This window comes from Pantoea sp. Z09, assembly GCF_022394795.1.
In the GTDB taxonomy this organism is placed as follows: domain Bacteria; phylum Pseudomonadota; class Gammaproteobacteria; order Enterobacterales; family Enterobacteriaceae; genus Pantoea; species Pantoea latae.
The window spans coordinates 3,846,192-3,861,118 of the sequence record NZ_CP092373.1 but is presented as its reverse complement, the minus strand read 5'-3'; the positions used below and the strand labels follow the sequence as shown (position 1 = coordinate 3,861,118).

General features: G+C 59.2%; 12 protein-coding genes and 1 pseudogene. 1 reads left to right on the top strand and 12 read right to left on the bottom strand.

The features are described from left to right. Nucleotides 1–8: 8 nt before the first annotated feature. From MC269_RS18410 to gmk, 6 genes are all read right to left on the bottom strand, one after another. Nucleotides 9–1,391 carry an NCS2 family protein gene (locus MC269_RS18410; RefSeq protein WP_239953263.1) on the bottom strand — a complete coding sequence of 461 codons (1,383 nt, stop codon included), beginning with the start codon at nt 1,389–1,391 and terminating at the stop codon, nt 9–11. Between the two features lie 112 nt (nt 1,392–1,503). Further along, nucleotides 1,504–3,582: an ATP-dependent DNA helicase RecG gene (gene recG, locus MC269_RS18405; RefSeq protein WP_239953262.1), complete on the bottom strand. Its 2,079-nt coding sequence runs from the start codon at nt 3,580–3,582 to the stop codon at nt 1,504–1,506. After that, nucleotides 3,579–4,277 (bottom strand): tRNA (guanosine(18)-2'-O)-methyltransferase TrmH, encoded by a 699-nt coding sequence (gene trmH / locus MC269_RS18400; protein ID WP_239953261.1) that lies wholly within the window; start codon nt 4,275–4,277, stop codon nt 3,579–3,581. The genes recG and trmH overlap by 4 nt, the downstream gene beginning before the upstream one ends. Nucleotides 4,278–4,280: 3 nt before the next feature. Further along, on the bottom strand, nt 4,281–6,389 hold the full coding sequence (spoT, locus tag MC269_RS18395; RefSeq protein ID WP_081137769.1) for a bifunctional GTP diphosphokinase/guanosine-3',5'-bis pyrophosphate 3'-pyrophosphohydrolase: 2,109 nt from the start codon (nt 6,387–6,389) through the stop codon (nt 4,281–4,283). Between the two features lie 20 nt (nt 6,390–6,409). After that, nucleotides 6,410–6,685 (bottom strand): DNA-directed RNA polymerase subunit omega, encoded by a 276-nt coding sequence (rpoZ, locus tag MC269_RS18390; protein WP_013511051.1) that lies wholly within the window; start codon nt 6,683–6,685, stop codon nt 6,410–6,412. Nucleotides 6,686–6,739: 54 nt separating this feature from the next. Beyond that, nucleotides 6,740–7,363, bottom strand: a complete 624-nt coding sequence (gmk, locus tag MC269_RS18385) for a guanylate kinase (protein ID WP_081137771.1) — start codon at nt 7,361–7,363, stop codon at nt 6,740–6,742. Nucleotides 7,364–7,605: 242 nt separating this feature from the next. Between gmk and ligB the strand changes: the two are divergent. Further along, a pseudogene (gene ligB / locus MC269_RS18380) lies at nt 7,606–9,349 on the top strand (NAD-dependent DNA ligase LigB); the annotation flags it as partial. Here ligB and MC269_RS18375 read toward each other — a convergent pair. The 6 genes from MC269_RS18375 to lpxP form a co-directional block, all read right to left on the bottom strand. Continuing rightward, complete coding sequence (locus MC269_RS18375; protein ID WP_033754272.1) at nt 9,290–9,907, bottom strand: trimeric intracellular cation channel family protein; 618 nt, start codon at nt 9,905–9,907, stop codon at nt 9,290–9,292. The pseudogene ligB and the gene MC269_RS18375 sit on opposite strands and share 60 nt — an antisense overlap. A gap of 369 nt (nt 9,908–10,276) precedes the next feature. Further along, the gene (locus tag MC269_RS18370; protein ID WP_081137773.1) at nt 10,277–10,921 is read right to left on the bottom strand and encodes an oligosaccharide flippase family protein; all 645 of its coding nucleotides are present in this window, start codon (nt 10,919–10,921) and stop codon (nt 10,277–10,279) included. Nucleotides 10,922–10,992: 71 nt separating this feature from the next. Then, nucleotides 10,993–11,259, bottom strand: a complete 267-nt coding sequence (locus MC269_RS18365; RefSeq protein ID WP_081137775.1) for a hypothetical protein — start codon at nt 11,257–11,259, stop codon at nt 10,993–10,995. 435 nt (nt 11,260–11,694) lie between these two features. Then, nucleotides 11,695–12,090, bottom strand: a complete 396-nt coding sequence (locus MC269_RS18360; RefSeq protein WP_081137777.1) for a polyketide cyclase — start codon at nt 12,088–12,090, stop codon at nt 11,695–11,697. A 131-nt stretch (nt 12,091–12,221) separates the two neighbouring features. Continuing rightward, nucleotides 12,222–13,358 carry an alanine racemase gene (locus MC269_RS18355; protein ID WP_239953260.1) on the bottom strand — a complete coding sequence of 379 codons (1,137 nt, stop codon included), beginning with the start codon at nt 13,356–13,358 and terminating at the stop codon, nt 12,222–12,224. Nucleotides 13,359–13,460: 102 nt separating this feature from the next. Then, entirely contained in the window at nt 13,461–14,384 is a 924-nt protein-coding gene (lpxP, locus tag MC269_RS18350; protein ID WP_239953259.1) for a kdo(2)-lipid IV(A) palmitoleoyltransferase, read from the bottom strand. Nucleotides 14,385–14,927: the final 543 nt, after the last annotated feature.

Sequence of the window (14,927 nt, the reverse complement as noted above, 5' to 3'; positions counted from 1 at the left end):
AGAGAAGGTTACTTTTCCTGCGGGAAGATCAGGTTCAGCACGATAGCGGTGATCCCGCCTGCGGCGATACCGGAAGAGAGCAGCGTCTTCAGCCAGTCCGGCGCGAACTGCAGGATAAGCGGCTGCTGCGATACGCCCAGCCCGACCGCCAGCGACAGCGCGATAATCATAATGGCGCGGCGGTTCAGCGGCTCGCGCGACACGATGCGCACGCCAGAGGCGGCGATGGTGCCGAACATCACAATAGTGGCGCCGCCCAGCACCGGCTCAGGAATATGCTGCACGAAGCCGCTCACCGCCGGAAACAGGCCCAGCAGGATCAGCATCAGCGCCACCACAAAGCCCACATAGCGGCTGGCGACGCCGGTCAGCTGGATCACGCCGTTGTTCTGGCCGAAGCAGGAGTTAGGGAAGGTGTTAAACAGCGCGGAGACGCAGGAGTTCAGCCCGTTCGCCAGCACGCCGCCTTTCAGCCGCTTCATATAGAGCGGGCCGCTGACCGGCTGCTCCGACACGTCCGACGTGGCGGTGATATCGCCGATGGTCTCCAGCGAGGTCACCATAAACACCAGCATCAGCGGGATCAGCAGATTCCAGTCAAAGCCGAGACCGTAGTAGAGCGGCGTCGGCACGGCGATCAGCGGCTGGCTGACCGGCGCAGCGGTCTGCGGCAGCATATCCATCAGCCAGGCGGCGAAATAGCCAATCGCCATGGCGATCACCAGCGAGGCGACGCGCAGGTAGGGATTGCGCTGGCGGTTAAGCACGATAATCACCGCCAGCACTACGCCCGCCAGCAGCAGGTTTTTCGGCGCGCCAAAGCTGTGATCGCTCATCGCGGCGAAGCCACCGCCAATCGACGTCAGCCCTACCTGAATCAGCGACAGGCCGATAATCATCACCACCACGCCGGAGACCAGCGGCGTGATAATACGGCGCGCCAGGTGCAGCACGCGCGACAGCACCATTTCAGTACAGGAGGCGACCATCAGCGTGCCAAACAGCGCTGCCATCATGGTCGGCACGTCGGCGCCGCCGTTTTTCAGCGCCATGCCGCCCATGATCAGCGGGGTGACGAAGTTAAAGCTGGTGCCCTGAATCGACAGCAGGCCCGAACCCACCGGCCCCCAGGTTTTAATCTGCAGCACTGACGCCACGCCGGAGGCGAACAGCGACATGCTGATAATGTGCTGCGTATCCTGCGCGGGCAGTCCCAGCGCCTGACAGATCAGCAGCGCGGGCGTGATCACCGCGACAAACATCGCCAGCAGATGCTGGCCGGCGGCAAACAGCGTTTGCGGCAGCGGCGGGCGATCTTCAAGGCGGTAAATCAGTTCGCTCTGGCTCGGCGTCGCGGCAGATAGCGAGGCGTCTGGTTGATTAACGGACATAACGTGCTTCCCGGTTTTGTGAAGAGGGGGATTTTAAACCGCTGCGGGCTGAAAGCAATCGTTTGCCAGGCTTTATCTTAAACGCGCTGCCGCGACGGGGGATAAAAAGGGATCAGACGTTGGTGTAGCGCGCGTTTTCCGGCAGCCAGCGCTCGATCAGCGCCTTTGCCTGTTCAGGATAGTGCTGGTGGATATGGCGCGCGACGCGCTGCACTTCCGGCACCATCGCCTGATCGCGCAGCAGATCCGCCACCTTGAATTCGGCGTTACCGGTCTGGCGCGTGCCCAGCAGTTCGCCAGGGCCGCGGATCTCCAAATCGTGCTGGGCGATAACAAAGCCGTCGTTGCTGTCGCGCAGCACCTGCAGGCGCCGCTGTGCGGTTTTGCTCAGCGGCGCTTTGTAGAGCAGCACGCAGTGCGAGGCCACCGCGCCGCGCCCGACGCGTCCGCGCAGCTGGTGCAGCTGCGCCAGGCCCAGCCGTTCCGGGTTCTCAATAATCATCAGGCTGGCGTTGGGCACGTCGACACCGACTTCAATCACCGTGGTCGCCACCAGCAGCTGCATCTCGTTGGCCTTAAACGCCGCCATCACCGCCTGTTTCTCCGCCGGCTTCATGCGGCCGTGCACCAGATCGATATTCAGGTCGGGCAGCGCAATTTTCAGGGCTTCCCAGCTCGCTTCGGCCGCCTGCGCTTCCAGCAGCTCGGACTCTTCGATCAGGGTGCAGACCCAGTAAGCCTGGCGGCCCTCCTGGCAGGCGTGACGCACGCGCGCAATGATATCGTCGCGGCGGCTGTCCGGGATCGCCACGGTGGTGACCGGCGTACGGCCCGGCGGCAGCTCGTCGATGGTCGAGGTGTCGAGATCGGCGTAGGCGGTCATCGCCAGGGTGCGCGGGATCGGCGTGGCGGTCATGATCAGCTGATGCGGATGGAAGCCCTGCTCTTCGCCTTTCTCCCACAGCGCCAGCCGCTGATGCACGCCGAAGCGATGCTGCTCGTCGATAATCACCAGCGCCAGGCCGTTGAACTGCACCTGCTCCTGGAACAGCGCGTGCGTGCCGACCACCATCGCCACCTGGCCGCTGGCGATCGCCTCCTGCTGCGCCTGGCGCGCTTTGCCTTTCTGCTTGCCCGCCAGCCAGCCGACTTCGATGCCAAGCGGCGCGAACCAGCTGCGGAAGTTGCTGGCGTGCTGCTCCGCCAGCAGCTCGGTGGGCGCCATCAGCGCCACCTGCTTGCCGTGGGCAATCACGTCCAGCGCCGCCAGCGCCGCGACCAGGGTTTTACCGGATCCGACGTCGCCCTGCACCAGGCGCATCATCGGGAAATCATTGGCCAGATCGCGCTCAATCTCCTGCACCACGCGTTTTTGCGCGTTAGTGGGAGAGAAGGGGAGCGCCGCCAGCAGCTTGTCGCTCAGGGTATGGCGCGCGGGCATCGGCAGCGCGTAATAGCGCTGCGCCCCGGCGCGCACCGCCAGCATGCTGAGGTTGTGCGCCAGCAGCTCTTCGAGGATCAGACGCCGCTGCGCCGGATGACGGCCGTGCTCCAGCTCGCTCAGGCGCAGATCGGGCGGCGGGCGATGCAGCGTGCGCAGCGCCTCCGGCAGGCTAATCAATCCCTGCGCCAGCTCCTGCGGCAGCAGCTCAGCGATCGGCACGCTCTCCAGCAGCGTCAGCGCCTGATCGGTCAGACTGCGCAGCGTGGCCTGGCGAATGCCTTCGGTGGTGGGATAGACCGGCGTCAGGGTCTCTTCCAGCGTCACCGGGCTCTGTTCGCCCTGCACGCGATATTCGGGGTGAATAATTTCCGCGCCGCGCTGGCCGCGTTTGATCTCGCCGTAGGCGGTCACGCGACGGCCCGGCGCCAGGCTGTTCTTCATGCCGGCGTTGAAGTTGAAGAAGCGCATGGTCAGGATGCCGCTGCCGTCGCTGATCTGACACACCAGCATGCGGCGTCGGCCAAAAGAGACATCGGACTGCAACACTTCGCCCTCTACCGTGGCCCAGATGCCGGGCAGCAGATCGTTGATGGCGTAGAGTTGAGTGCGGTCTTCGTAGCGTAGCGGGAGATGAAGCAGCAGATCCTGAATGGTGTGCAGGCCGAGCTTAGCCAGTTTCGCCGCCTGGCTGGCGCCGACGCCGGTCAGGGTACTGAGCGGAATGGCATCCAGCAGGCGGCCTTTCATTTCTTTTTCCCCGTCGCCTGCATCAACGCCCACCAGTCAGCGTCGGCGTCGACTTCACCCTGCGCGTTAATGCGCGGATAGGGCAGGCCTTTCTGTTTCGCCACGCGCGCCAGCACCGGATAGCCGCCTTCGAACAGCAGTCGCTGCTGCTCCTCTTCATCCAGCAGGCTGTGCTGACGCTGATAGAGCCCGGCGTTCTGCCGCTGGCGCTGCGCTTCATACAGGATGAGCGCGGAGGCCACGGAGACGTTAAGCGACTGCACCATGCCGACCATGGGAATAATGATCTCTTGATCGGCCAGCGCCAGCGCTTCGGCGGTAATGCCGGTTTTTTCCTGGCCCATCAGAATGCAGGTCGGGCGGGTGTAATCGATGTCGCGAAAGTCGACCGCTTTGGCCGACAGATTGGTCGCCAGCACCTGCATGCCGCGATCTTTCAGATGCGTCACCGCCTCGGCGATATGGCGGTGGGTTTTGACTTTCACCCAGCTGTTGCTGCCGGCGGAAGCGGAAACCATGGTGCGCATGCGTTCGCTCGGCCAGACGGCGTGCACTTCGTGAATGCCTACCGCGTCCGCGGTGCGGATCACCGCCGAGACGTTGTGCGGCTTGTGCACCTGTTCCATACAGACGGTAAGATCGTGCTGGCGGAGCGCCAGCATCTCCTGAATACGAGCAAAACGTTGGGCGTTCATGCGCTAATTACGGTTTCGATGGACTTTGATCACGTCCGGCATCACGCGGATTTTACGCATAATGTTCGCCAGATGGACGCGATCGCGCGCGGTCAGGCGGATAAAGGCGCTGTAAACGCGGCCGTCACGCTCTTCGGTGTTGAGGCTCTGGATATTGGAGCCTGCGGTATTGATCGCCGCCGTCAGGTTCGCCAGCGCGCCCTGATGGTTAAACATATCGACCTTGATCTCCGCCACGAACTCCTGGTCAGTGACCTTATCCCACTCCACCGGCATGAACTTCTCCGGCTCTTTCTGGTAGCCGCGAATATTGCGGCAGGATTCGTGGTGCACCACCAGACCTTTGCCAGGGCTGACGTGGGCGACAATGGGATCGCCAGGGATAGGGCGACAGCACTTGGCGAAGGTGATCAGCACGCCGTCCGCGCCTTTAATCGGCAGCTTGCCGCGCTTGCTGCTGCTCGGCGGCGTCCCGTTGGTCGACTGCAGCAGGTTCTTCGCCACCACCACGCTCATGGCGTTGCCGAGGCCGATTTCCGCCAGCAGATCGTCCAGCGACGTCAGCTTCATGCGGTCCAGCTCCTGCTTGATATTCTCTTTCGGGATCTCCGCCAGCTTGCGGCTACCGCCGAGCGCGTGGCTCAGCAAACGGCGGCCGAGATTGACGGAGTCTTCGCGCTTGAGGTTTTTCAGCAGCTGACGGATTTTGGCGCGCGCTTTAGAGCTGACGACAAAGTTGAGCCAGGCGGCGTTGGGGCGCGCGCCCGGCGCGGTGATAATTTCCACCGTCTGGCCGCTGGTGAGCGGCTGCGACAGCGGATAGGGCTGGCGATCGACGCGCGCGCCGACGCAGGCGTGACCGATATCGGTATGCACCGCATAGGCGAAGTCGACCGGTGTCGCCCCGGCCGGCAGTTCGACGATGCGCCCTTCCGGCGTAAAGACGTAGATCTCGTCAGGGAAGAGATCGGATTTGACGCTTTCGATAAATTCAAACGAGCTGCCCGCGCTCTGCTGCAGCTCCAGCAGGCTTTGCAGCCAGCGCTGGGCGCGGATCTGCGCGGTGGTGCCGCTTTCGCCCGCCTGTTTGTAAGCCCAGTGCGCGGCGACCCCCATTTCCGCCATCTGATCCATATCTTCGGTACGGATCTGCACCTCGACCGGCACGCCGTGCGGTCCGATCATCGAGGTGTGCAGCGACTGATAGCCGTTGGCCTTGGGGATAGCGATATAATCTTTCATGCGGCCTGGACGCGGTTTGTACAGGCTGTGCATCTGACCGAGCACGCGATAGCAGGTGTCCACATCCTTCACGATCACGCGGAACGCGTAGATATCCATGATGGAGTGAAAGCGCTGCTCTTTCAGCGTCATTTTGCGGTAGATGGAGTAGAGATGTTTTTCACGGCCGCTGACGCGACAGGGAATACCCGCTTCCTGCAGACGCCCGTCGATTTCCGACAGGATCTTCTGAATCATCTCTTTGCGGTTGCCGCGCGCCGCTTTCACTACCTCTTTAATCACGCGGTAGCGATTCGGGTAGAGCGCCTCGAAACCCAGCTCTTCCAGCTCGGTTTTCAGGTGATGGATACCCAGGCGATGCGCCAGCGGACTGTAGATCTCCAGGGTTTCCAGCGCGATGCGGCGACGCTTGTCCGGACGCAGCGCGCCCAGCGTGCGCATATTGTGCGTACGGTCGGCCAGCTTGATGAGAATGACGCGGATATCCTGCACCATCGCCATGATCATCTTGCGGAAGTTCTCTGCCTGCGCCTCTTTCTTGTCGCGGAAGGTAAGCTTATCTAGCTTGGATACGCCCTCTACCAGCTCCGCCACGCTTTTGCCGAACAGCTGCTCCATATCCTGATAGGTCGCCGGCGTGTCTTCGATCACGTCGTGCAGCAGCGCGGCCATGAGGGTTTCATGGTCGAGCTTCATCTCTGCCAGGATACAGGCGACGGCGACTGGATGGGTAATGTAGGGCTCGCCGCTGGAGCGTGTCTGTCCCTCGTGAGCATCACGTGCGACAAGGTACGCTTGCTGGAGGCGCTTGATTTGCTCCTCCGGCAGGTATTTTTCAATCAGCTGATTGAGGCTTTCAAACAGATACAAGGTTGGCCTGCAGGTTGCTGTTAACGACGACCTTCAGCGATAGCGGTAACGGCTTGTAATTCAGCGGCTTCCTGCTCTTGCTGCTCCTGACGATCGCGCACGTCAAGGATCTGGTTGGTGATCAGGCCTTCTTCGATTTCGCGCAGGGCGATAACGGTGGCTTTATCGTTCTCTTCCGGAACCAGCGGATCTTTGCCGCCTACCTGCATCTGACGTGCACGACGTGCAGCGACCAACACCAGGTCAAAACGGTTACCAATTTTTTCTACTGCGTCCTGAACGGTTACGCGTGCCATAGGTGTGCTACTCCACAGATGAAGAAATGACTGGGCATAATACTGAAACTGACTTCAGACTGCCAATAGTTTGCTGATTAAAGCATCATGGCGCGCCTTCTGGCGCCCCATGCGCAGGCGTTCAGCGCGGATAATGGTCTTCAGATCTGACAGCGCCAGATCGAAATCATCATTGATAATTAAATAGTCGTATTCAGCGTAGTGGCTCATCTCAGAGACCGCCTGCGCCATACGGCGGGCAATCACCTCTTCGCTGTCCTGACCGCGACCGCGCAGACGGCGGTCCAGCTCGTCCTGCGACGGCGGCAGCACGAAGATGCTGCGCGCGGCGGGCATTTTGGCGCGGATCTGCTGCGCGCCCTGCCAGTCGATATCGAGAAACACATCGACGCCGGTGGCAAGCACCTGCTCAATCGCTTTACGCGACGTGCCGTAATAGTTGTCGAAGACTTTGGCATGCTCGAGGAAGGCGTCTTCCGCGATCATCGCTTCAAATTCCTCTTTCGAGACGAAGTAGTAGTGTTCGCCATGGGCTTCGCCGGGACGCATGCCGCGGGTGGTATGGGAAACAGACACCTGCGTATCGTACAGCGGTTGTGTCTTCAGTAGCGCCTGAATCAGGCTGGATTTACCCGCGCCGCTGGGGGCGGAAACAATAAAAAGCGTGCCTTGAGCCATGGTCTTCTTGAATTGAGTAAAGAGCGGAGTCGATTTCCTGCACAGTATACACGGCTTAGGGCCGTCACGCAGCGTTTGCGCGCGGCGCTGCGCTAAATCTTTTGCGGCGCGGCGCGTAAATCGGGGTTCGCCCGCCTGCAAATCATCGCTTTTGTTGCGTGGCCGGTTCCGTTGCGCCGGTTTGCCTGTCGCCTTCGCCTTTTCGCGCCGCTCTAATAGACGAAAGGTTAAGGAGGCCCGCCATGAAAGAGAGCTTACGTCTGCTGCTGTGCCTGCTGCTGCTGGCTGCCGCGCCGGTCAGCGCGCTTTGTCCGGTCTGGACGCCCGCCCGCGCCGCCGATGAAATCGCCCGTCTGCAGCAGCAGCTGCGACGCTGGGATGACGCCTACTACCGCGACGGAAAAACGCTGGTCAGCGATGCGGACTACGACACGCTGCTGCAGCGCCTGAAAAGCTGGCAGGGCTGCTTTACTCCGGGCCGCACGGCCTATGCGCCTCATCTGCCCGCGGGCGGCGCCGTCGCGCATCCCGTTGCCCATACCGGGGTAAAAAAAGTGCGCGACAAGCTGGCGCTGGCGTACTGGATGCAGGGGCGTCGGGATTTATGGGTGCAGCCGAAAATCGACGGCGTCGCGGTGACGCTGCTCTATGAAGCGGGAAAGCTCACCGCGCTGGTGAGCCGCGGTGACGGCCTGCATGGCGAATCATGGCTGGCGAAGGCGCCCTACATCTCCGCTATTCCGTTGACGATTGAGAGCGATGCGCCGCGCGTGGTGCTGCAAGGGGAACTCTTCCTGAAGATGACCGATCATCAGCAGGCGCGCGACGGCGGTCAAAACGCGCGCGCGCAGGTAGCCGGCGCGCTGATGCGCCACGCGCCCAGTCCGCTGTTAGGCCGTATTGGCCTGTTTATCTGGGGCTGGCCAGATGGCCCCACCGCGATGGAGGCGCGTCTGCAACAGCTTGCTGCCTGGGGATTCGGGCTGGCGCAGGCCTGGAGCCAGCCCGTCAGCGATGAAGAGGCGGTGGCCGTCTGGCGCGATCGCTGGTTTCACGCGCCGCTGCCCTTTGCGACAGATGGCGTGGTGGTGCATCAGGCGACGCGGCCCGCCGGAAAAAGCTGGATGCCCGGCGAAGGCGACTGGGCGGTGGCGTGGAAGTTCAGGCCGCCGGACGTCACCAGCGAGGTGCGCTCGGTCGACTTCAACGTCGGGCGCACCGGCAATATTGCCGTGGTGCTCAATCTCCAGCCGGTGCAGCTTGACGACAAGACCGTACGGCGGGTGAGTCTCGGCTCGCTGCGGCGCTGGCGCGCATGGGATGTTATCGCGGGCGATCAGGTGGCGATCAGCCTGGCGGGACAGGGCATCCCGCGCCTGGAAAGGGTGCTCTGGCGCGTGGGTGAACGCCACTACCCGATTCCGCCCGATCCAGGCAGCTTTACGCCGCTGAGCTGCCTCTCTTTCACACCGGCCTGCCGTCAGCAGATGCTGGCGCGGCTAAGCTGGCTGAGTCAGAAAGCGGTACTGGATATTGCCGGCGCGCAGCGCAGCACCTGGCTGCGCCTGCTGGATACCGGCGCGATGGAGCATCTGTTCTCCTGGCTGACGCTGACGCCAGCGCAACTCACGCAGGCCTCCGGCATCAGTCCGGCGCGTGCGCAGCAGCTCTGGCATCGCTTCAACCTGACGCGACAGCAGCCGCTGCGCCGCTGGATCAGCGCGCTCGGCATACCCTTGCCGCGCAGCGCATTGAATGCTTTATCAGACAGAACCTGGGAAGAGGTGCAGCAGCGCGATGTGCAACACTGGCAGACGCTGCCAGGCGTCGGTACGACCCTGGCGCAGCGTATTTACGCCATGCTGCGGGATACGCGCATTCAGAGGCTGATCCTCTTTTTGCAGCAGCAGGGCATCCCGCCAGGCCTTAATGTTCAGGATGGGGATAGTTGAAAACAGGCAGGCCCAGTCGAAAGCGCAGCGCCAGCAGACGCGCCAGAAAGCCGAACAGCAGCGTAATGATCACCACGGCCTCATGCGCCAGCGAGGTTTTTAACAGCAGGATATAGATCCAGCCAGAGGCAAACGCGATGCCGGCGTACAGCTCTTTCTGAAACACCAGCGGAATGCGGTTGCAGAACATATCGCGCAGCACGCCGCCGAATACGCCGGTGATCACCGCGGCGATGGCGGCGATAATCATCGCATGACCGCTATCCAGCGCCACCTGCGCGCCAATAATCGAGAAAACCACCAGGCCCAGCGCGTCCAGCACCAGGAACACTTTGCGCAGATGGGTCATAAGCGGCGCCAGCCAGGTGGTCAGCACCGCTGCGGCGGCGACGATCATGATGTATTCCGGGTGTTTTACCCATCCCAGCGGATAGTGGCCGAGAAGAATATCGCGCACCGAGCCGCCGCCGATTGCCGTCACTGAAGCGATAATGATGACGCCAAAGAGATCCATTTTGCGCCTTCCGGCCGCCAGCGCGCCTGTCATGGCTTCCGCCGTAATGCCGATGATATAGAGGACGGTTAATAACATAGCAGGCTCCAGTGGGTGGGCGGCAAGGCTACGAGGTTGATAAAATATCCGCTACTGAGAAATTCTCAGGCGATCGCTTCGCATCAGTTTATCTTATGCCGACGCGCGGAAAAACGGGGATGGTGTGAGAAACGCCTGCATGCTGCGGCGTCTTTGAGATAAGAAAAACGAATCGATGAATGAACAGAGGTGCAAAAGGGGCTAAGAACAGAGGCGACATCGCGTCGCATCAGGAAAAGAGACGATCGGAAAGCGCTACTCGCTGCGAAAATAAAAGCCGTAAAAGCGGAAAAGAAAAAAGCGTGCCGTCGCCAGCACGCGAATGCATCTTTTCAGATGCCCAGAGCCCACCATACAGACTTGTTTTTATTATTGAGTTCTTGCACGAATACGGCTGTAATCTTTCAGGTTAAAACGATATTCGGGCTGGAAGCTTGAGCGGCCATAAAAGCAATAGATCAGCATACGCACAGAGGCCATTGCCAGATAACCCCAGATGGCGCACAGCACCGACGGCGTCAGCCAGACGGTAAATAACGTGACGCCGAGACCGAAAAGTACCGATACCGTTTCGGTAAAAGCAATGCGCGTGTACTGTTTTTCACGCTGTAAAATAGCGCGGTAATGCTGCCCCTGCGGAATAATAATAAAAATAACCGAGACCATTTCCAGCATAATAGCCAGCTCAGGCTGCTGCAAAAACGTGCCGATAAGATCGCTGCCGGTAAACAGCACGGCAAAAATCACCAGGCTCAGCAGCATATTTCCCCAGTAAAGCATCGACTGATCGCGTACCGACAGATTGCCGTTGCGGATCAGGGCGTTTGAATAGCCGCGATCGGCGAGGGTGTCGATAATCAGCAGGCCGATAATGGCAATAGCCAGTAAATTCAACTCGTTGGCCTGTAGTATTTGCGCCAGTAAAGAGAGCTGAAGCACGCCAATGCCGATAATTTTAATTGACGAAAGAATGGACCACTTTGCGCTCGCAAGACTACTTTCACGTATCGCCATGATATGCTCGTTAGGTACATGTACCGAATAAAGTGTTACGCGTGAAATAGCGGACTATTTCATCCAGATAATTAATGCCATACGCCTGAGCGGAGTCCAGACGCTGTGCGCCAGGCTTCGCCTGTTATTATTGATTCAATGCGATGAATTTCCGAGACGAAAATAATATCCCCGGTATTTTTATTATCCCGGGACAAGGCGCGCTTTTCTGTGCTTAACAGAAAAGCGGCCAGATCCTGGGAAAACCCTGTTATTGTTTTATATTCTCCTGCCAGCATCCTGCCAGCGATCTCAACAAGTTCGTCTTCAGAAAGCAAAGCCATCGTTGAGCATTCCATTTTTTATTTTCCTGGTGTTGTTATTTTAAGTGTTGCTGTGTGTGTGAATGATTTATACCTCGTTTTTTTTAATTCCACACCATCAGAAAAGTCCGATAAAGTCGCCACAGAAATAAATGGATTCATTTTTTGCATGAGATATTTTTAACCTGGGCCATAAAGCTTTATTAATCGTTGTGCAGTAAAAAGGGCAAACCACAGGGTTAAAAAAAGGGCGATCGCGGCAAAAGCACGCGGGTCAGGCATGTCAGCGAAGCGGCAGGGATCGCCATCCAGGAGTTTTCCCGGATAGCGGGCTTTAATGAAACTGTTGGGAAAGGGGTGCAATGCTTAAGTGGCAGGGAGAAGTGCTAATACATTTTTAGCGCACTTTTTTCACTTTTCTGAGCCGTAAGGCCCAGCCCGAACTAAAGGCTGGCGGCTTTTTAGCCGGTTTTACTGGGTGAGCAGGCGGTTAAGACGGGCTAAATCGCCTCTTACCCATTCAATATCCTGGGAAAACTTCTCATCGGACATCAGCGGCTGGCGATAAACCACCATTACTATCTCTGCGCCTTGTTCATTGGCGACGACGCGCATCGGCATATAAATCTCTTTACCAAAGCCGCTGTCTATCCAGTGATCCATTACGCCAAAGGGATTATGCGGCGTAAAGCGAAGCTTTACTGAGCCTTCGGGTCCACGGGCGCGCCAGTAGTTTCCCTCCTGCTCCAGCGAGCTGCTGCTCAGCCCGGATGCCCATTTCGCAAAGTAGTCGGGTTTCCAGATGGTTTCATATAAATCTAACCAGTTACGCGCAATGGTCTGACTGACAACCTGTGACGACAACATGCTACCTCCGAAACGTGGTTAAAAAGGCATTAAAGCATGGCGAACGCAGAGGGAGAATGTTGCGCCATCAGAAGTGTGGCGCAGACGGGGTTTCGCCCGCGCGGCAGGCAGGACGATCTGCCGCGCTGCGCTCAGATAAACTGTCCGCGCGCGTCGATGGGCTGGGTTTCTGCGCAACCGTCGGCGTAGCGCAGCACATAGCTGTCTGACTGCGCCATCACCGCACAGCTGTGATTAGGGTAGATACGCAGCAGCGCGCCGACGCGAGGCGCTTTCTCCTGCCAGGCGATAAAGCCGTGCTCTTCTGACAGTTTGGCGATCTCATAGCAGACGCCCTGCTCATCAACGGCAATGCCGAAGCCGCTGGCACTGGTGCCGTGCGGCCCTTTATCGGAACTCAGCATTTTGGAGCCAGCGTCGATAATGGCGAAATGGCGGTTGACCGCGACGACGCGGCTAATCACGCTCAGCGCCAGATCGTCAACGCGGCTCAGGCCGAGACGGCAGGCGGTCAGATCGAGCAGGGCATAATTACCGGGTCTGATTTCATCTGTTCCTGTGGCGACAGGCGCGGCCAGCGCGGTGGGCGTGGCGCCGACGGAGATCGGGCAGGCGGTGAAACCCGCTTCGCGCAGCTGACGTTGCACCTGCTGCATCAGACGTGCTTCTTCCAGCGCAATCTGCGCAATGGCCTCAGGATGGCCTGCGCCATAGGCGTGCCCGGCGTGCGACACCAGACCGGCGAAAGGCAGCTGCGCCGCCTGTATAGCTTGCGCCAGCGCAACTGCGTCGTGGCCATGGGGATCGACGCCAATACGGTGGAGCCCGACATCGACCTTAATCGCCACCGCGACGTCAGCATCCGGCTGCTGGCGCTGCGCGTCGGCGATTGCGGCGACGCCGTGCTGTGCATCAACAATTAGCGTCACTTTCGCCTCGTGCTGCGCCGCCAGCTTCAGCAGCGTCGCCACGCTTGCCGCGCGGATAACCGGGTAGGCCAGCAGAATGTCGCGTTCGCCGCCGCGGATAAAGACTTCGCCTTCGCTCGGCTTTGAAACGGTAATGCCGCAGGCGCCCAGCGCGCGCTGACGGCGGGCGATAAACAGGCTTTTATGGGTTTTGATATGGGGACGCAGCGTGACGCCAGCGCGGCTCGCTTTTTCCTGCATCGCCTGCAGGTTGCTTTCCAGCCTGGCGGCGTCGATTTCAATGTAAGGGGTCAGGCGATCGTCAGGCAGAGGACGCTGCCAGCGTTGATTCATATCCATACGAGGTTCCTGCACAAACAGATGAAACCCCATCATTCAGCAATCGGCCGCTGGATGCCAGCGGCGCAATGCGAAAAACCGCGCCACGAGTGGCGCGGCGGATTAGACGTAGAGCGAGGCTTCGCCTGGCGGGCGGGTTTTGAAGCGGCGATGCAGCCACAGATACTGTTCAGGAGCGCGCAGGATCTGGCTTTCAATCACCTTGTTCATATAGGCAGCGGCAGCGGCCTCATCGGTATGCGGATAGTTTTCCAGCTCAGGATCGATAATCAGCTGATAGCCGTAGTTGTTCGGGTTGCGGATCAGCGCGATGGTCAGCATCGCCGGGTTGGCGAGGCGCGACAGCACGAAGGTGCCGTTGGTGGTCGCGGCCTTCTCAACGGCGAACAGCGGCGCGAAGACGCTGCCTTTCGGACCATAATCCTGATCCGGCGCAAACCAGACCGATTCGCCTTTCTTCAGCGCATGCACCATGCCGCGCAGATCGCGACGGTCAATCATCGCCTTGTTAGATCGCATCCGCCCTTTAGTCTGCGCCCACTCCATCGCCCGGTTGTTGTGCGGACGATACATCGCCATCATCGGCTGGCACAAACCGCTGATGCGGCCGCCCAGTTCCAGCGACATAAAGTGCACGCCAATCACCATCACGCCGCGTTTCTGCTCCATGGCGGACTGCAGATGCTGCATGCCTGACACCTCAAACAGCTTTCTCACGGCGCGATCGGACCAGAACCAGGCGATGCCGGTTTCCGCCAGCGCCATACCCAGCGAGGCGAAGTTGCCGGCGATCATACGTTCGATGTCGCTCTCGGGAATGCCGGGAAAACAGAGTTCGATGTTGCGTCGCGTAATACGCTCGCGGCGCTTAAGAAAATGGCGAGACAGCGTGCCGGCGTTAGCGCCAAGACGCATCAGAAGAGGATAGGGGAGCTGAACCAGCAGCCACAGGATGCCCAGACCAAGCCAGGTAAACCAATAGCGCGGATGCAGCATTGAACGGCAGAAAGCTCCGGTCTTTTTCATAGCGCACCTTTATGTGATGAATGTATGTATCGCATAAAGAAGGCTTCCCTAAGTTCCTCAGGCGCTACAGCTAATACGTTATCGGACCGGCACATTAGCAAAAAGTGCCGCGAAGAAAAGCGAAACTGACGAATCCGGTAGACTGAAATGTTTCATTGAGCAAGTGACCATCTGAAAAAATTATCTAACGGCTTTTTAAATAGGCAGGTCAATCAGCGGGTTATAGCACTGAAAAAAGGCGGCGTTGTGTAAAATGCACTCAAATTAAGAACGGTCCGGAAATGTTTCCACATGGTTATTTACGCAGCATTTACGCGCGAACGGGCAATTTTTCGCCGTCAGCCGCGCAGTAAAAAATGTAACTCTGGAGGTTGATTTGCACCGTTAAGCTGAGCTGAATGTCGAAGCGAGGCTGTATCAGGAGTAGGTCAGGACGGCAAACCCCGTTTGCGCCAGGATTGCCGCCCATGCTTTCAGGGGCGTTACTCGATGTTCTGAATCTGTACATAGTGCATTTTTTATTTGATTGATTTTTAAGTAATT